The sequence below is a fragment of the Gilliamella sp. CG25 genome, assembly GCF_046635705.1.
Taxonomy (GTDB): Bacteria; Pseudomonadota; Gammaproteobacteria; order Enterobacterales; family Orbaceae; genus Gilliamella; species Gilliamella apicola_I.
Window position 1 is genome coordinate 196,164 of record NZ_JBIDFJ010000002.1, and the last position, 17,548, is coordinate 213,711.

The 17,548-nt window shown below is 33.3% G+C and carries 17 protein-coding genes and 1 tRNA gene; 10 read left to right on the forward strand and 8 right to left on the reverse strand.

Annotated features, from left to right (window positions below):
• The first annotated feature begins 1 nt into the window (after position 1).
• The gene (gene rnd / locus ACGH6P_RS02375; protein WP_411596646.1) at positions 2 to 1,084 is read left to right on the forward strand and encodes a ribonuclease D; all 1,083 of its coding nucleotides are present in this window, start codon (positions 2 to 4) and stop codon (positions 1,082 to 1,084) included.
• Between the two features lie 79 nt (positions 1,085 to 1,163).
• Here the strand turns inward: rnd and ACGH6P_RS02380 are convergent, their stop codons facing one another.
• Positions 1,164 to 1,856, reverse strand: coding sequence for a 5'-methylthioadenosine/adenosylhomocysteine nucleosidase (locus ACGH6P_RS02380; RefSeq protein ID WP_411596647.1), 693 nt, complete (start codon positions 1,854 to 1,856; stop codon positions 1,164 to 1,166).
• Positions 1,857 to 1,955: 99 nt separating this feature from the next.
• Here ACGH6P_RS02380 and ACGH6P_RS02385 point away from each other — a divergent pair, with 99 nt between their 5' ends.
• Together ACGH6P_RS02385 and ACGH6P_RS02390 are read left to right on the forward strand one after the other, a co-directional pair.
• Positions 1,956 to 2,726 carry an SDR family oxidoreductase gene (locus ACGH6P_RS02385; protein WP_411596648.1) on the forward strand — a complete coding sequence of 257 codons (771 nt, stop codon included), beginning with the start codon at positions 1,956 to 1,958 and terminating at the stop codon, positions 2,724 to 2,726.
• Between the two features lie 27 nt (positions 2,727 to 2,753).
• Complete coding sequence (locus ACGH6P_RS02390) at positions 2,754 to 3,623, forward strand: thioredoxin family protein (RefSeq protein ID WP_267350917.1); 870 nt, start codon at positions 2,754 to 2,756, stop codon at positions 3,621 to 3,623.
• Positions 3,624 to 3,681: 58 nt separating this feature from the next.
• On the opposite strand, the gene map is transcribed toward ACGH6P_RS02390, so the two are convergent.
• Positions 3,682 to 4,470 carry a type I methionyl aminopeptidase gene (gene map / locus ACGH6P_RS02395; protein ID WP_267350918.1) on the reverse strand — a complete coding sequence of 263 codons (789 nt, stop codon included), beginning with the start codon at positions 4,468 to 4,470 and terminating at the stop codon, positions 3,682 to 3,684.
• A 218-nt stretch (positions 4,471 to 4,688) separates the two neighbouring features.
• On the opposite strand from map, the gene rlmC reads away from it, so the two are divergent.
• From rlmC to ACGH6P_RS02415, 4 genes are all read left to right on the forward strand, one after another.
• Positions 4,689 to 5,837, forward strand: coding sequence for a 23S rRNA (uracil(747)-C(5))-methyltransferase RlmC (gene rlmC / locus ACGH6P_RS02400; RefSeq protein WP_411596649.1), 1,149 nt, complete (start codon positions 4,689 to 4,691; stop codon positions 5,835 to 5,837).
• 211 nt (positions 5,838 to 6,048) lie between these two features.
• Positions 6,049 to 6,573, forward strand: coding sequence for a HugZ family protein (locus tag ACGH6P_RS02405; protein ID WP_267359737.1), 525 nt, complete (start codon positions 6,049 to 6,051; stop codon positions 6,571 to 6,573).
• A 266-nt stretch (positions 6,574 to 6,839) separates the two neighbouring features.
• Complete coding sequence (gene gshA / locus ACGH6P_RS02410) at positions 6,840 to 8,399, forward strand: glutamate--cysteine ligase (protein ID WP_267359739.1); 1,560 nt, start codon at positions 6,840 to 6,842, stop codon at positions 8,397 to 8,399.
• 5 nt (positions 8,400 to 8,404) lie between these two features.
• A complete protein-coding gene (locus ACGH6P_RS02415; protein WP_411596650.1) occupies positions 8,405 to 9,187 on the forward strand; it encodes an endonuclease/exonuclease/phosphatase family protein in 783 nt (260 codons plus the stop codon).
• Here ACGH6P_RS02415 and ACGH6P_RS02420 read toward each other — a convergent pair.
• The 3 genes from ACGH6P_RS02420 to rnhA all read right to left on the reverse strand — a co-directional run bounded on the left by ACGH6P_RS02420 (position 9,165) and on the right by rnhA (position 11,746).
• Positions 9,165 to 10,421 (reverse strand): transglycosylase SLT domain-containing protein, encoded by a 1,257-nt coding sequence (locus tag ACGH6P_RS02420; RefSeq protein ID WP_411596651.1) that lies wholly within the window; start codon positions 10,419 to 10,421, stop codon positions 9,165 to 9,167. The genes ACGH6P_RS02415 and ACGH6P_RS02420 overlap by 23 nt on opposite strands.
• Before the next feature lie 42 nt (positions 10,422 to 10,463).
• Positions 10,464 to 11,192 (reverse strand): hydroxyacylglutathione hydrolase, encoded by a 729-nt coding sequence (gene gloB / locus ACGH6P_RS02425; RefSeq protein WP_267378695.1) that lies wholly within the window; start codon positions 11,190 to 11,192, stop codon positions 10,464 to 10,466.
• Between the two features lie 80 nt (positions 11,193 to 11,272).
• The gene (gene rnhA / locus ACGH6P_RS02430; RefSeq protein ID WP_267350932.1) at positions 11,273 to 11,746 is read right to left on the reverse strand and encodes a ribonuclease HI; all 474 of its coding nucleotides are present in this window, start codon (positions 11,744 to 11,746) and stop codon (positions 11,273 to 11,275) included.
• Positions 11,747 to 11,927: 181 nt separating this feature from the next.
• Between rnhA and dnaQ the strand changes: the two genes are divergently transcribed.
• Complete coding sequence (gene dnaQ / locus ACGH6P_RS02435) at positions 11,928 to 12,668, forward strand: DNA polymerase III subunit epsilon (protein WP_267350934.1); 741 nt, start codon at positions 11,928 to 11,930, stop codon at positions 12,666 to 12,668.
• 112 nt (positions 12,669 to 12,780) lie between these two features.
• Positions 12,781 to 12,857 (forward strand) — tRNA-Asp (locus ACGH6P_RS02440).
• 65 nt (positions 12,858 to 12,922) lie between these two features.
• Here the strand turns inward: ACGH6P_RS02440 and ACGH6P_RS02445 are convergent.
• Positions 12,923 to 13,786 carry an HNH endonuclease gene (locus tag ACGH6P_RS02445; RefSeq protein WP_267378698.1) on the reverse strand — a complete coding sequence of 288 codons (864 nt, stop codon included), beginning with the start codon at positions 13,784 to 13,786 and terminating at the stop codon, positions 12,923 to 12,925.
• Position 13,787: 1 nt separating this feature from the next.
• Positions 13,788 to 15,377, reverse strand: a complete 1,590-nt coding sequence (locus ACGH6P_RS02450) for an ATP-dependent nuclease (protein WP_267350937.1) — start codon at positions 15,375 to 15,377, stop codon at positions 13,788 to 13,790.
• 277 nt (positions 15,378 to 15,654) lie between these two features.
• On the opposite strand from ACGH6P_RS02450, the gene ACGH6P_RS02455 reads away from it, so the two are divergent.
• Positions 15,655 to 16,023, forward strand: coding sequence for a YbaN family protein (locus tag ACGH6P_RS02455; protein ID WP_267359753.1), 369 nt, complete (start codon positions 15,655 to 15,657; stop codon positions 16,021 to 16,023).
• 63 nt (positions 16,024 to 16,086) lie between these two features.
• Here the strand turns inward: ACGH6P_RS02455 and ACGH6P_RS02460 are convergent, their stop codons facing one another.
• Positions 16,087 to 17,139 carry a dihydroorotate oxidase gene (locus tag ACGH6P_RS02460; RefSeq protein ID WP_411596652.1) on the reverse strand — a complete coding sequence of 351 codons (1,053 nt, stop codon included), beginning with the start codon at positions 17,137 to 17,139 and terminating at the stop codon, positions 16,087 to 16,089.
• Between the last annotated feature and the right edge of the window lie 409 nt (positions 17,140 to 17,548).

Below are 17,548 nucleotides of genomic sequence, written 5' to 3' on the forward strand. Positions count from 1 at the left end.
ATTGACTTATCAATTTATTATAAATAATGAACAACTCGCTGATTATTGTTCAAAAATCAAAAATAGTGCAGCTATTGCATTGGATACTGAATTTGTTCGAACTCGAACTTTTTATCCTCATTTAGGCTTACTTCAGGTATTTAATGGTGAATTTGCTGCCTTGATCGATCCTATTGCAATCACCGATTGGCAATGTTTAATCGACATTTTTCGAAATGACGCCATTGAAAAATATTTTCATTCTTGCAGTGAAGATATTGAAGTATTTATGCATCATTTTGATTGTGTCCCAACCCCAATCATTGATAGTCAAGTCCTTGCATCTTTTTTAGATAATCCATTAAGTAGTGGCTATGCCAGTTTAGTTAAAAAATATCTCAATATTGATCTTGATAAAAGTGAAACCCGTACAGATTGGTTGAAACGACCATTGACAGAAAAACAGTGTCAATATGCGATTAATGATGTGATATACCTGTTTCCGTTAATGCAAAAACTTAAATCACAATTAATCAGCAATCATTATTTAGTTGCCGCTTATCAAGAGTGTCAAATGGTTATTGGTCGCAAATGTGAGGTGATCAATCCAGATGATGCTTACCTGAGTATTAAAAATAGCTGGCAACTGAAAGGTAAGAGTTTAGGGCAGTTATATAAATTAGCGAGTTGGCGCTATCAATTAGCTAAGCAGCAAGATATTGCTGTAAACTTTGTGGTCAAAGAAGAGGTGTTGTGGAAAATAGCTCGTTATTCACCCTCATCCTTGTCAGAACTCGATAAATTAGGATTGCATGGAAAAGAGATTCGGTTATATGGCCAACAGATTCTGAATATTTTATCGGAACCTATTCCAGACATTCCAGCAATACGTCGTATTAATAGTTATCCTGATTATAAGGTGATTACAGATCAACTAAAAAATGCAGTTGTCAAGATTGCCTCACAAACAGGGCTTAATGCAGATTTGTTACTATCCAGACGATTAATAAACCAATACGTGAAGTGGAAGATTGATAAAATAGGGCAGGATCCAGAAATTTTATCAGGCTGGCGAAAACCTTTATTTGAACCCTATTGCCAATAAATGTTGCTAATGAGCAGATCATATCTGCTCATTTAATATGACATGTTTTTCAATTATCAATGTCTAAATTTGATAACAATTAAGCAAGTTCAGTTAGCATTGATTCGACAATCAATGAAGATTGTGTTGCAGCCAATTTTAAGAAAGATTGGAAATCAACGGCTGATTCACTATCACCATTATCCGAAATTGCTCTAACCACCACAAAAGGTATCTGATATAACCAACAAACATGACCAATAGCAGCCGCTTCCATCTCAACAGCGATAGCATTGGGAAATGTTTGCTTAATTCGTTCCAGATTGGTTTTTCCATTGATAAATGCATCACCACTACCGATCGATCCTTCAATAGCGTTGACCCCTTGTTTTTTAATACACTCTTTGGCTAATGTTTGGTAAGTTTCACTTGCCTCAAATGCTATCGGGCATCCTGACATTTGACCTGGTTGATAACCAAACGCAGTCAAATCCACATCATGATAAAATACATTTTTCGATACCACGATATCGCCAATGTTTAATGCCGTTGAAAGTCCACCTGCTGAGCCAGTATTGATAACCGCATCAACTTGATAATTACTTAATAATAGGGTGGTTCCTGATGCTGCTGCGACTTTTCCAATGCCTGATTGAAGAAGTACAATTTCACAATTGGCTATTTTTCCCAGATGAAAATCGCAATTTAGATGGCGTTCCACTCTATAATGGGTAATTTTACTTTTTAATATCGCAACTTCTTCTTCCATTGCGGCAATGATAGCGATTCTCATACGATCCTCATGACTAACGTTAAGTAACTTAAATTAAGATGTGATATCATAATTGCTATAGGCTAACTTGACAACATACAACTATCTGGGAGAAGAGAATTGCGCACAATATTTATAACGGGCTGTTCAAGTGGAATAGGGATGATTTCGGCTGTTGCACTCAAACAACGAGGATATCGTGTTATTACTTCTTGCCGTAAAGACGAGGATCAAAAAAAACTTATTGAGCAAGGATTTGAAGCAGTGATTCTTGATCTCAATAATCCTGAATCTGTCACTCAAGCTGCTAAGGAAGTGTTAGCATTATCCAATAACAAGTTATATGGTTTATTTAATAATGCTGGATTTGGTGTATATGGTCGATTAAATACAATCAGTCGTGAGCAGTTAGAATCTCAATTTGCAACTAATTTTTTTGGTGTTCATCAATTAACTCAACTGCTCTTACCCGCCATGATTGAACATAATGAAGGACGAATCATACAAACCAGTTCAATCGTTGGTATTATTGCAACACCGGGACGAGGTGCTTATTCAGCCAGTAAGTATGCTTTAGAAGCCTGGTCGGATGTATTAAGACTGGAATTAGCCAATACAAATATTAAAGTGTGTTTGATTGAACCCGGTCCATTAACAACAGCTTTTTCAAAAAATGTCAATCAAACAGAAAAAACACATCGGATTGAAAATCCACCAATAGCTAAACGATTTACCTTACCGCCCGAGGCCGTTTTGCCATGTTTATATCATGCCCTTGAACATCGCAAACCTAAAATACGTTACAGGGTAACAAAAGTAACCCAGTTAGCGGCGATTGGCAAACGTTTGCTTCCGGATAGATTAATGGATAGAATTTTACTCAATAAATAATGAATCTCAATATTCATAGGACATAATATGCAAAACCCTTTTATTTTTGATGTTAATGAACAAAATATTCAAGAAATTTTAGAAAAATCAACTAAACAGCTTGTGTTATTTTACTTTTGGTCACCAAGAAGCCCAAATTATGAAGAAATGACACAAACATTGACTAAATTAGCTGATGAATATCATGGTCAATTTATTTTAGCGAGTGTCAATTGTGATGAGCAACAGATGTTGGCTGCTCAATTTGGGTTACGTGCCATTCCGACCGTTTATTTATTCCAAAATGGCCAACCTCTCGATGGTTTTCAAGGGCCTCAACCAGAAGAAAAAATTCGTGAATTACTTACTAAAGTGTTGCCTAATGAAGATGAACTTAAGTTAATTGAAGCACAAAATCTATTTAATGAAGAAAAATACGAAGAAGCTTTGCCATTATTAAGACAAGCATGGAAGAATTTAAAGGATCATTTAGGTAAACCAAGATCCGATATTGCATTCATGTTAGCCAAAGCACAGATAGCATTAAAGCAGCTAGCGGAAGCAAAAGATGTTTTAGCTTCTGTTCCATTGCAAGATCAGGATACTACCTATCATGGTTTACAAGCTGAAATTGAGTTATTGGAACAAGCTGCAAATTCTCCCGAATTGCAATTATTACAAGCTGAATTAGAAAAACACCCGGATAATGTAGAGTTGATGATCCAATTATCATCGCAATTAATGCAAGTAGGACGGCAAGAAGAAGCACTTGAATTACTATTTAAGCCTCTTACTCAAGATCTTAATGCAGGTGATGGACAAGTTAAGAAAACCTTACTTGACCTTTTAGCAGCGTTAGGCACAAGTAATCCGTTAGCGGCTTCTTATCGTCGTAAACTTTATACATTACTTTATTAAGATGAATTAGAGAAGATAATCATGATTCAACAATAAATTTATTGTTGAATCATCAGTTTTAGTGTTCGATTACTCGAGGGAAGTTTTCATTACTGCGTAGCGTTAATACTTCAACACCATTATCTGTCACTAAAATAGTGTGTTCATATTGAGCAGAAAGTCCATGATCTTTAGTTTTTACGGTCCAACCATCTTTCATTGTTCGAGTACGCCAATCACCTGTGTTTACCATAGGTTCTATAGTGAATGTCATACCCGGTTTTAAAATAACTCCACCGTCATCAGCATCATAATGTAGCACTTGCGGTTCATCATGATAAACTTCACCGATTCCATGGCCACAATATTCCCTAACAGATGAAAAACCAAATTTTTCTACATATTTTTGAATTGTTTTACCGATTTCTCTTAATCGAATACCTGGTTGAATAATTTTTATCGCTTCATACAAACTATTTTGTGCCACTTCACACAACTTTTCGCCAGCAACGGTTGGTTTTCCTGCTATATACATTCTTGATGTGTCACCGTGATAACCGTCTTTGATAACAGTGACATCAATGTTAAGTATGTCACCATCTTTTATTTTTTTATCAAAACTTGGGATACCATGACAAACAACGTCATTGATTGAAATACAGCTTGTATGTTGATAACCGCTATAGCCGATATTTGCAGGGATAGCTTTTTGAACATTGACAATATATTCATAGCAGATTTTATCCAGTTCACCTGTCGTAATACCGGGCTTGACATAGGGTTCGATCATTTCTAATACATCGGCAGCAAGTTTGCCAGCGATACGCATTTTTTCGATTTCTGTTGGCGTTTTTAACTTAATAGACATTAAATTGTTCCTGTAATGTTAATGGCTATATCCTATCATATAGCGCTATGACGTCAAACCTTGGTAATGAAATAATTAAATATCTTTTTGATAAATAATTAATTTTTATTTTCAAAAAGTCAATATCAGGCTGTCTTTTGTGGTTTGGCTTAAAATAACTAATCTTTGAAACAATTTAATTATATAATAACTTATTATAAAACGAGGTTATGACTATAATGCAGTGTCGCTATTATCAGCAAAAAAAATGTTTATCATGTAACTGGATCAATTATTCTTACGCCACCCAACTTCAAGAAAAACAGAGTAATTTATCAGAAAAAATAACGGAGTTTAACCCTAAAGAGGTTAAGCCGCCCGTTGCTAGCTCAGAAGTAGCTTTTCGTAATAAGGCAAAAATGGCCGTACTTGGCACTGTTGAAAAACCGATATTGGGTATGGTAAATGGTAATGAAGCTATTGATCTTTGCGATTGTCCGCTTTATACCACCAGTATGCAAAATATTCTTAAAATAGTACGAACGTACATCCGTAAACAAGGTTTAGTTCCTTATAATATTAATAAGCGAAAAGGGGAATTGAAGTTTGTCATCATTACAGAAAGTACCACCGAAGAAACAAATGGTTTTATGATTCGATTTGTGATGAGATCACACAAGTTTGTTGAGAAAATCAGAAATTCACTTCAACAGCTTCAAAACAAAATTGAAAATTTACAGGTTGTTTCAATAAATATTCAACCTAATCATTCAGCTATTTTAGAAGGTGAAGAAGAAATTGTTCTTACCCAAAATAGTTATTTGAATTTTACATTGAATCACATTCCCCTTTATATTAAAGCTAAAAGCTTTTTTCAAACCAATACCAATATTGCTAAGAATCTTTATCAAACAGCAAGTGATTGGGTAGATAATTTAAAAATAAGCTCCATTTGGGATCTGTTTTGTGGGGTAGGCGGATTTGGTTTACATTTAGTCAATTCTTCAGATAACAAGAATATAGAATTGACGGGAATAGAAATTAGCCAAGATGCAATAGAGTGTGCTTCCCGCTCAGCACATGAAATGGGTTTTACTCATCTTACCTTTAAATCATTAGATGCAACCCGGTATAGCATTGGACAACAGAATATACCTGACTTAGTATTACTCAATCCACCCAGAAGAGGGGGAGGTGAAACATTAATGCAATTCTTAGCTCAAGTTAAACCTCATTATATTTTATATTCTAGCTGCAATTTATCATCATTAGTTGAAGATATACGCTTATTATCGGATTACCAACTTAAGAAAGTTCAATTATTTGATATGTTTCCTCATACAGCGCATATGGAAGTATTAGTTTTATTGGAAAGGAAAGATGAATAGGGTATGATTAATCGCCTTTACAAATAGTTAACAACATAATGCTAATTGAGTAATGCCTATAAAACAATAGGGCTACACAGTGCACCCAATAACAATGATTAAAGTTATGACTCTATATTCAATTGATTAACTGATTGATCAAATAACGATTAAACTTTAATCTATCGAACTAATTAATAAAAAATAAATTAAAAAGTTAAAGGAGATTTTTATGGCTGAGTCCAACATTGAGATAGTTCAAAATACAATAAATAGCCTTCATGAATCCGTTTTATCGGTCATATTGTCGACCATTAATTCAAATGGCGATGTCGAAACAAGTTATTCACCTTATTTTTTTGATGGTAAGGATTACTATATACTTATTTCTGATTTAGCCCCACATAGTCAGAATATCAAAGCTAATGCCCATATCTCAGCTTTTATTATTGAAGATGAATCTAAAACGAAGAACATTTATGCTCGTAAACGTTTAAGCTTTCAAGCCACTGCTAACATGATTGAAAAAGATTCCGAATTGTTTAATGCTATTATTGAGCAATTTGCTTTGCGAGTCAGTAAAATGGTTTATATGTTGTCAGAAATGAAAGACTTTAACTTATTTAAAATTTCACCAATGCAAGGCAGACTGGTTATTGGATTTGGTAAAACCTATCAAATCGATCATCAAACTAATAGTATAATACAAGTTGATGAAAGCTATATTGCCAATCAAAAAGCACAACAACAGAGTTAAAAACTTTGTGAAATTGATGATATCTAATTGTTTTACATTAAAAGGAATGCGGATGATTACCCATTCCTATCCATGAAATAGACAAGATTATTAAATGTCGATTCATGACCTAACTATCAATAATAAATAGTATTATTGAGTGTTTTCATCTTTGAAATCAGTTCTAATCTGATAAAGCATGAGTGAAAAGCCAAAATTACCAATAGAAGCTTGTAAATTATGATAATATTGAATATATAAAACTCAATTTAGGATAAATAAAGATTATGATACCTGATGTTTCTAAAGCACTTAATTGGTTAGAAAAACATTATACTATCTTACAAGGTATTCAACGTGGACTGGAACGAGAGACCTTACGAATTTTACCCGATGGTTCTTTATCTAAAACGCCTTTTCCCAATAAAATTGGTTCAGCCTTAACTCACCCTTGGATCACAACTGATTTTGCTGAGTCGATGCTTGAATTTATAACACCGGTCAATACGAACATTGATTATATGCTCACGTTTTTGCGAGATTTACATCGTTATGCCAGTATTAATATTGGTGATGAAATGATGTGGCCACTCAGTATGCCGTGTTTTGTTGCGAAAGAAGACGATATTATTTTAGCGCAATATGGTTCTTCAAACGAAGGGCGTTTAAAAACACTGTATCGTGAGGGATTAAAAAACCGTTATGGTGCAATGATGCAAACTATTTCAGGTGTCCATTATAATTTTTCTTTACCGACAGCATTTTGGCAAGCAAGAGACGGGGTAAAAAATACTGAAGAGGGTAAAGACGTTATTTCAGAAGGCTATTTCACTTTAATTCGTAACTATTATCGCTTTGGTTGGGTAATCCCGTATCTTTTTGGTGCATCACCATCAATGTGCTCTTCATTTATCCAAGATCCCGAAAAAGCGAAAGCATTCATTGAACAAACTAACGGCAACTGTTATTTACCTTATGCCACATCTTTAAGGCTTAGCGATATTGGTTATACCAATAATGCTCAAAAGCAATTGGGTATCACTTTTAATCATTTGAATACTTATGTCGAGGGATTAAAACGCGCAACTAAAACACAATCTCCCGAATTTAGTCGCTTAGGCATTAAAGTTGATGGTCAGTATCGTCAATTAAATGATAAAGTCTTACAAATTGAAAATGAGTTTTATGCGCCGATTCGTCCTAAACGTGTTCCTAGGGCAGGGGAATCACCTTCAGATGCATTGCTACGTGGTGGAATTGAGTATATCGAAGTAAGAGCTTTAGATGTTAATCCATTTTCACCAATCGGTATTACAGAAGAACAGATCCGATTTATCGATTTATTTTTAATTTGGTGTGCATTAGCACCGGCACCTGAAATGAGCAGTCAAGAGCTAGAGTGCGCAAAATTAAACTGGAATCGAGTTATTTTAGAAGGTCGGAAACCGGGGATTGAAATAACAATGGGGTGTGGAAGTTATCATGAACCAATGGCCAAAGTAGGTCATCAATTATTTAAGGATTTACTACGTGTTGCTGATGTTTTAGATCATCATGATGAAAAACAGCACTACCGTAAGGTTTGTGAGCGACTTGATGTTATGTTTGATTATCCAGAATTAACTTTATCAGCAAGAACATTACAGGCGATAAGTGATTTGGGAACAGCTAAATTTGGTTTAGCTTTAGCAAGTCAATATAAAAAACAGTTATTGTCAGAACCTTTAGCCGTGTTAACCGATAATGATTTTGTTCAACAGCGCTATATTTCACTCGAAAAACAGAAAAAATTAGAAGAAAATGATAAAGTATCGTTTGATGAATATTTAGCTCAACAAAATAAATAGTTAATATGTTTAAACATCGAGATTATACATTACGATATCGGGCAAATAATGAAGTAGAAATTATTTTGCCCAATAGTCAATTGATAGTAAATAAACCATTAATTGATAAAACTACTTTTACAGTTATGGTTTGGAATATTTTTAAACAAAAAAGAGCCGACTGTATTCAAATTTTAGAACATTATGCAGATGAAACTAAATTGATATTATTACAAGAAGCGCAAACCACACCACAATTATTGAACTTTATTACCCGACAAAATAAGATAGCAGACCATGTGCCCGCTTACTGCTTCAATAATATTTATGCTGGTGTGATGACAATTACAGATACATTACCTATCTCTATCTATTCATTTAGAGAAAAAGAACCCCTTATTCGCGTTCCAAAATCCGCTTTAATCACGATATATCCTATTTATAACTCAACACAACAATTGCTGGTTGCGAACATTCATGCCGTTAACTTTAGTATTGGTGTGAAAAGTTATCGGCAACAAATGCATATGCTATTAAATCGAATCAAGGAGCATAATGGACCGGTGATCTTAGCGGGTGATTTCAATGCTTGGAGTCAACAGCGGTTAAATCTTTTATATCATTTAGTAAGTACAATCGACCTCAAACCGGTGAATTTTTCAATTGATATTCGAAAAACATTTATGGGAAGACCATTAGATTTTGTATTTTATCGAGGATTACAATTAGATACAGCAAAAATAATTAGTACTTCGGCATCTGATCATAATCCTTTATTGGTCAAATTTAGATTGGATTTGCAAGATTAATGGTTAATACATCACCTTCTTTGATATCCTGATCGGTCAAATTATTCCAAGTTAAAATATCTGTAATTTTAACACGATAATTTTTAGCTATAGTTACTAAATCATCACCTGCTTTAACTTGATAAGTGATCTGTTTATTGGATTTAGTATGAAGCGTTTTATTCTTATTATTTATTCCACTTGACACTTCGGACTTGATTGCTACTGTTTTGACTTCCAAAGGCATAGTGTTATGAGGCACATCTTGTAAAAGTTCTGTGATTTCGGCTGAAACAAGATTTTGTGCTTGTAGCTTTTTATGTAAATCTTCCGCATAAGAATACGGAACCAGTAAATGAAATGGTCCACTTACAGTTTGTTGTAAATAGCCTGCATTAAAACTTTTTAAGTCGTTAATTGGTATCCCAGTATATTGAGCAATTTTAGCTAATGAAATATTTTTAGACATATCAATTCTAACTAATGAGTTTTCATAGTTACAATCGGGTAATTTAATACCGTAACGTTCACTATTTTTTACAATATCAATAATGGCTAAAATCTTCGGTACATAGTGTCGGGTTTCAGTTGGTAAATCCAGCGCCCAATAATTTGTTGGTAAACCATTTGCTTTATTTTGTGCAATTGCTTTTCTAATGCGACCTTCGCCAGCATTATAAGCAGCAAGAGTTAATAACCAATCCCCTTTAAAACGACCGTTCAGATCTTTTAACAGCGTTATCGCTGAACTCGTTGATGCAATTAGATCACGTCTTGGATCAAATGAGTGACTTTTATTGAGACCATATTCTCTGGCTGTTATGGGTACAATCTGCCATAAACCGGCAGCTTTACCAGCCGATGTTGCTAACGGATCGTAGGCACTTTCAATCAGTGGAATTAAAGCTAATTCTACCGGTAAATTATTTTGACGTAGTTGATCCATTATGTAATATACATAAGGCTCAGAACGAAGCGCTGTAGTTTCAAAAGCTTTAGGGTTGCGTAATAAAAGCGCTCTTTCTTCTTTAATACGATTATTTTCAGGGACTTTCACATTCAGTTGGCTTATCATATAATGCCAAGGATTTTGAGTAATTAATTTATTATTAATTCCACTACTTTTTAAAAGTCCACTGGTAACGATTGATTCTGAGTTATGTGTTGGATAGACACTACTATTATATTGAGATTGATGGTTTTGGCATGCAACCAAAAACGAACATAATGCTGTGAATATAAATAACTTTTTCATTACCTTAAAACATTAAACATTTATTAAAACCGTATATTATACCTAAAAAATATCCTTTTGGCTTCTAAAAAAAACAAATAAATCTAACTCATTGTTAAAATTTAATTTATTTTGTATGTTTTTTTCTTTACATCGTAGAAAAACATTAATTTGTTTTTCATTTCTTAAAGTAGATGGTAAAGTAATTGATTTATCGGAAATTAAATCATAATAGGCACTAATTTTAGTATCATTTGGTAACATATTTAGTGCAAAATCAAGATTAGATTTGGTATATTCATGACCAGCACAGACTAGGGTATCATCAGGTAATTGGGCTAATTTGTTAAGTGAATTTAGCATTTGCTGATAAGTACCTTCAAATACACGTCCACAACCAGCCGATAACAGCGTATCGCCACAAAAAAGATAAGGCTGACAATAGTAAGCCAAATGACCCAATGTATGACCTGGTACAGGAATTATCTCAAATTTAAAATCGGCAATAATTAATTTATCCCTATTTTCTACATATTGAATAGGTAAAGGAATCTCTTTGGGCCCATATACCTCAATAGAATTAAAATCATTTTGTAGTTTTACCACACCGCCAATGTGGTCTATATGGTGATGAGTAAGCAAAATTGCAAGGGGTGTTAAATTATGTAGATGTAGATAGTTATAAACAGGTTCGGCTGCCCCTGGATCAATGATAATAACTTGTTTAGCATTATTTTCTAATAACCAGACATAATTGTCTTTTAAAACGGGGATTATGTGTAATTTATACATAAATGAAATCCATGCTATTAAGTGACATTTGATAACTATAATGGGTTGGTCTCATGTGAAATAATAGGGTTTAAAACTTATTACGCTGAATTTGATTCTTCAAAAAAAGTATCCACTAAAGTAGGGGACTCAGCTTTAGATTTGGCTATGATATCACATTGTTCATTTTCAGGATGCCCTGCATGGCCTTTAACCCAAATCCAATCGATTTTATGTGTTTGTACCGCTTTATCAAGCCGCATCCATAAATCAACATTTTTGACAGATTTGTTATTTGCGGTTTTCCATCCATTTTTTTTCCAAGTATAAATCCATTTTGAAATACCATTTTTCAAATATTGGCTATCAGAATAGAGATCAATTTGACAAGGCTCTTTTAATTTTTCTAAAGCGACAATTGCAGCTAATAACTCCATTCGATTATTAGTTGTATTAAAATATCCTTCTGCTAATATTTTTTCATTGTGCTTATATCTTAAAATGGCAGCATATCCGCCAGGTCCAGGGTTTCCAAGACAAGAACCATCTGTGTATATTCTGATTTGTTTTAACATTTTTGCAAACTTTTCGGCAAACTAGGTTGATAACTCCCAAAATGTAACACAATTTAAAAATGGTAAGCAAATCTGAAGATTCAGCTTCAAATAGCGGGTAGGTATCAACATTAATAGTATTTAATGGTAAACTATATCACTAATTCGTAGTTTTCCCAATGTTTGATATAAAGAGAATAACGTGATAACTCATTCTACTCGCCAAATTGTACTCGATACAGAAACAACAGGTATGAATCAAGATGGAAATAATCATTATGAAGGACATAAGATTATTGAAATTGGTGCTGTTGAAATCATCAATCGCCGTTTAACAGGCAATCATTTTCATGTCTATATTAATCCAGAACGCTTAATTGATGAAGAAGCGTTTAAAGTTCATGGTATAAGCAATGAAGCTGTTAAAGATAAACCCATATTCAAAAATATCGCCCATGATTTTATTAAGTTTATTGATGGTGCTGAATTAATTATCCATAATGCATCGTTTGATGTCGGGTTTATGGATTATGAGTTTCGTCTTTGTGGTTTAGATTATAAAACTGCTGATCACTGTATTGTTACCGATACTTTAGCAATGGCAAGACGCCTGTTCCCTGGCAAACGTAATAATTTAGATGTGCTTTGTGAACGCTACCAAATTGATAATTCTCATCGTACACTTCATGGCGCTTTACTGGATGCTGAGATTTTAGCTGAAGTATATTTAGCTATGACGGGGGGACAAACGACATTATCCTTTAATATGGATGAACATAGTCTAGCTAATGGTGAAAACAGCAATACCCTTCAAAGAATAGAGCGAGGATCGACCCCTTTAAAAGTCATAAAAGCATCAGAATATGAACTTTCAGAACATGAAACTGTTTTATCAAAAATTGATAAAAAAAGTGGCGGAGCATTATGGCGCGCCAGTAAATGATTGTTTTCTATTCAATTGATTGCATATTTTAAAATATCTATTGACGCCATCGAAAATAATCTTTAATATCACGCCTACTTCAGCAGTGATGCCTTGAAGTAGTCTAAAAAGCGGAGCGGTAGTTCAGTTGGTTAGAATACCTGCCTGTCACGCAGGGGGTCGCGGGTTCGAGCCCCGTCCGTTCCGCCAATTTCATCAGTTTTTCCCCTAATGTTTTTGTTCCAATCCTCTATATAAAATCAATAGTTATTTATTTATAATTCGCCTTTTTGAATTTTAATCAAATAATTGAGTGCTTCTTCGTTATTTTGTAATCCATGATAAAAACAGGCATCCCAATTATTGGGTGTTCCGCCATTATTCTCGTAAATTAATTGGATTTCATATAATTTTTTTATGATGTCTTCTAAATTAATTGCGTTTTTTATATATATCTTTGGTGATTCACATAATTTTGTCCATAAATAAGAGAAATGATTCTTGATTCCTGAAGGGATGACAATGTTCTTGATGTGCCATTCAACTATAATTTTTTCTTCATCTTTTACATCTATGGCTATAGGAGTAATTAACGGTGCTCGCCAGTCTGGTTTAAAGTGAGATGACATGATTCTTTTTTCAATAAATTTATCAAAATAAGGGTGAATAGGCCTTTCATGTAATATATCTCCTTTTATTTTTAATGATCGTTCCTTATTGCATCTATCACAAGCAGGTATCAGGTTCTTGGAAAAAAAAGAGTATTCTGGAAAGATTGATTTAGGTAAATAATGATCGATTGTTCCATTGCCATGTCTCCCACACATTGGGCATGCACCTTGAATACTTTCTCTCAGCGATTTAATGAATTTAAGTGCTTGTGGCGGGTTATCATATAAAAGATTCATGTGTTGTTTAAATGCCGATAATGAAGGTATTGTTTCTTCTGACAATGAATTAATAAACCAAGGGTTACCATTATGCTTATCATAATGTTCGTAAGATTTTTTAATAATATCGATATAAGATGAAATAAACCGAATATGTTTTCCTTTTCGATTTTTTTGACAAAGTTCATCTAATTGACAGCTATCAATAATTTCTGCGCTATTATATTGTGGAAAATTTAATTTTCTCATATTAATATTCCATATTATTCCTTAGCTGTAAGAGGGCATCTGGACTTATTTCTCCAATATACTTATCGAGAATTTCATCGAAGGTTAAATCATCTTTAATGTTATCAACTAATTCATTGTATAGATGGATTAACAGATCATCGCCAAAGATTTCATTTGAGATGCTGGTCACATTAGCGCCTAATGTTTGCATTCGCGGCTGCTTAATTTTGAAATCTACTTCGTCCTTTTCAATAATATGAACTTGTGCACTTTGTACTTCTCTGACAATGTAAGGAGAATGAGTAGCGATTATAGCGATGGATTTTGTGGTCTCTAATACATTATTAAGAATTCTCATAAATTGAGAAATAAGGTTAGGATGTAAAAAAGTTTCTGGTTCATCAATAAGCAGTACTGATGCCGGTCCGACATTGGCAAAAACGTTTAAAATGAAACGGATAAATGTTGATTGTCCTAAACTTGGATGATATTTTTCGTCATTTTTATATATAACGAGATTTTTTTCTCGGTCAATCGTCGCTATCCTATCAAGCCAACGTTGCTCACCATTGTATCGGGCAAAGTTTTTTATTGCGATTTCGTGGTGTTGATCTAGGTTAGCCGAATGATCCACTAAAAGTGGAACTTTTATTGTTAAATCATAAAATTCTTGGGAAATGATATTACATAATTCGGATATTCTATTGTTTCTTAACACATCTACCAATAAATGATTGTCTGTTTTTTCATTAAAAACCCTGTCGTTCTGAATATTAGGATCTAGCTGTGAAATAGAAACACTAGGATTATTGATAAGTTCTTTGTCAATTGAATTAAGTGTTGCATGATGAGCAAACAAAATAACTTGGTTAAAGTCAAGTTGTGGAACAATTGAGATATGTTTTGATTGCCTATCAGCAAGCGCTTTAACGAGTTCTGTCAGTATCGTTGTTTTTCCACATCCATTTTGACCTATTATGGTCGCAATGCGACCCCGTAATTTATTCTGATTGGTAAATTTAAATTCGAGTTGAAGAGAATCTAAATTTTTAAACGTAATGTTGAAGGTTTGTTTAGAGTCCGCATTTTCAATGACTTTACCTTGTATAATAGAATATCCATGCCGATAAGCAAAATACGCCTCACTCGTTCTAAGCATAGCTCTACTATACACATCGGTTTTATAAAAATCATCCCACTTTGGTATTCTAGAAGGTTTATCCACATATAAACAAATATCATTTATTTCTTCCAGAATGTTTATTGCTCTTTCAAAACCAATTAATCGGCTGATGGCGCTATAAGATTTTTGATTTGTGAATAAATGAGCAAAAGCTAAATCTATCGAAAAAAGATTTACAAATTTCTCTTTTTTTAGAATTGTAGAAACATACTTATAAGTATTATCTTGATCTTTGAAAGCAAATTTTGAATCAAACCATTCAATTGAATTATCATTTAATCGAATACCTATTTCTGTCGCTAATTGGTATCCAAAATCATTCCAATAACTATCTATTGGTTTTATAAAAACCGATCCTTCTGTTAAAAATTTTGTCGAACAATCAGGAGAACAAAGAAGTATAGTTAACTTTTCCTTTTTTTCCATATTAAAACTGATCCAAAACTAAAATTACCTAAATATGTAATTGTTTTTATATAACACATTTAACATAAATGCAAAGAAAAATGTAATTTAATCAATATGAAAAAATCGTGTTTCATAACATTTTTTTCTTTTAAAACTCTGTTATATACTTAAGTTGTCACACAATGAATAATTTACCCTAACTTTAGGCGTAATGATTAAGTTTTTTGGAATATTGAATTCATGCTTTGTTATTCGCAATCAAAATTTTAATAATTATCTATAAGTATACTTAGTTATGTTAAAAAAATGGTTATTTATTATTATAGGTAGTGTTTCATTTTTGCTGGGAACGGTAGGCATTTTCGTGCCACTTTTGCCAACAGTACCATTCTATTTGTTAACCGCATATTTGTGGCTTAATAGTTCAGATCGTCTTTATCGCTGTTTTACTCAAAGTCATTATTATCAAACTTATATACAAAAGATGCTTATTGAGAAAAAAGCATCTAAAAAAAGTTTGTTTAAAATGCTAGCTATGGTTTTTATCGCATTGTTCATCCCATTTATTTTCATTCATTCCTTGCATGTGCGTATTATTTTAGTAATCGTTTTTTTAGCGCATATTGTTATTGGCTTTTATTATTTTAGAAAAAAGAAAATTTAAAGAGAAAAGAAACGTAATTACAGGGTAAGTTACCCTGTAACAATTATAAATATTGCGAATAATCTAGTTCAGACTTTTCTTAATCTCTATAGCAAGTAACGGATTCCACATGGCTCCTGTCGCACTCATCACAGCATCAGCACCGTTTTTAATGAATTGGTGATAATGTTCACTGTTGCTAACTCCACCAACACCTATAATGGTAAATTTTAAATCCATTTGTTGACGATATTTATCAAGGCGACTCACCATATCTAATCCAGCCCAACGTATGGCATCGCCACAAATTCCACCTTCCTTTCTATTTTCTCCTAAAGCTGGCTGACCATTTGCGTTAACAGGTTTGGCTGATAAGGTATTAATAGCACTTAATCCATCAATTATCGATCCGACTTTAGTAAGTAATGAAATAATTTTTTCATCATCCGGAAAATAGGCTAGTTTCAATATAAGTGGACGATCGGGAACTGCATTTTTAATTTCATTTACAATGCGTTCTACTTTATCAACATCAAAACAGAGTAATTTACTCGCTCCTTCATTTGGGCAACTCAAGTTTGCTTCAAGAATTGGGGCATTAGTTTCTCTTACTAATTTAGCGGCTAACGCATAATCTTTTTCAATTTCGCCATGTCCTTGTGTTCCTTGAAAGCTACCAATAACATATTGACCTTGACCAGCGGCTTTTACCGCATCAGCCATATCAGGTTGCCAAACATCGGGAGCAAGAGAAGGAACACCAAACGAATTGGTAATTGATAGCGGTTGAGTATAATTTGTATCTGCTAAGACAGTATCAAGATTACTGGATAATTTACCGTTAGGATGAACAGATAGCACATTCGGCAACGGATGACATTTGTGAAATCTTGTTCTTACAGTTTTATAGACGCATAAGTCAAATCCATACGCAAATGCAGCTTTAATATAATTGGCATTTAGAAGGGGACCGGCAGGCATTCCAAATGGTAAATTAACATTAAGATTGAGAAATTGACTGGTTTGGGTTGCGACATGTTCAACGTGACTTAATTGTGTAAAAAGCCCAAAAGGACCGTTTGCATAATTATCTTCATAACTGATAGTGGGATCGTAAAACGGCGTTAAAGATTTCATAATATCTCCTGTGATGAGCACTTAAAAAAATTCTGAGGAAAGAGGGGTATATTTTTGATAAAAAAAATCCTCCATAAAGGAGGATCAATAAATTGAATTAAAAAAGAGTGATACTTAATTTTGGATAATAATTTTTCTTTTTTCACTCTAATCATTCTTAGGTTCTCTTGTACAAACTTGCATGCATTCTAGCTTAATCTATTCAAACTTCAAGCCAATTATAATGATAAATATGTAACTAAATGAAATAGTTGCAGTGTTTTTTTTTAGATTTTATCGTTGCAATATGACTATCTTGAAAACTGTTTTGCTTACTTAAGCTACAATGTTATTTGTTTAGATAAACAAATAGCACATAATACTTTAAAAAATATATAAAAATTTTTGTCTAAAAAATAATACATCGGTA

Coding starts and splice junctions, on each gene's coding strand:
- ACGH6P_RS02445 (WP_267378698.1), bottom strand. CDS start 13,786: ATGAGAAAATTAAATTTTCCACAATATAATAGCGCAGAAATTATTGAT.
- gloB (WP_267378695.1), bottom strand. CDS start 11,192: ATGTATAAATTACACATAATCCCCGTTTTAAAAGACAATTATGTCTGG.
- ACGH6P_RS02450 (WP_267350937.1), bottom strand. CDS start 15,377: ATGGAAAAAAAGGAAAAGTTAACTATACTTCTTTGTTCTCCTGATTGT.
- ACGH6P_RS02405 (WP_267359737.1), top strand. CDS start 6,049: ATGGCTGAGTCCAACATTGAGATAGTTCAAAATACAATAAATAGCCTT.
- rnhA (WP_267350932.1), bottom strand. CDS start 11,746: ATGTTAAAACAAATCAGAATATACACAGATGGTTCTTGTCTTGGAAAC.
- ACGH6P_RS02380 (WP_411596647.1), bottom strand. CDS start 1,856: ATGAGAATCGCTATCATTGCCGCAATGGAAGAAGAAGTTGCGATATTA.
- rlmC (WP_411596649.1), top strand. CDS start 4,689: ATGCAGTGTCGCTATTATCAGCAAAAAAAATGTTTATCATGTAACTGG.
- ACGH6P_RS02460 (WP_411596652.1), bottom strand. CDS start 17,139: ATGAAATCTTTAACGCCGTTTTACGATCCCACTATCAGTTATGAAGAT.
- ACGH6P_RS02420 (WP_411596651.1), bottom strand. CDS start 10,421: ATGAAAAAGTTATTTATATTCACAGCATTATGTTCGTTTTTGGTTGCA.
- map (WP_267350918.1), bottom strand. CDS start 4,470: ATGTCTATTAAGTTAAAAACGCCAACAGAAATCGAAAAAATGCGTATC.
- ACGH6P_RS02455 (WP_267359753.1), top strand. CDS start 15,655: ATGTTAAAAAAATGGTTATTTATTATTATAGGTAGTGTTTCATTTTTG.
- ACGH6P_RS02415 (WP_411596650.1), top strand. CDS start 8,405: ATGTTTAAACATCGAGATTATACATTACGATATCGGGCAAATAATGAA.
- ACGH6P_RS02390 (WP_267350917.1), top strand. CDS start 2,754: ATGCAAAACCCTTTTATTTTTGATGTTAATGAACAAAATATTCAAGAA.
- gshA (WP_267359739.1), top strand. CDS start 6,840: ATGATACCTGATGTTTCTAAAGCACTTAATTGGTTAGAAAAACATTAT.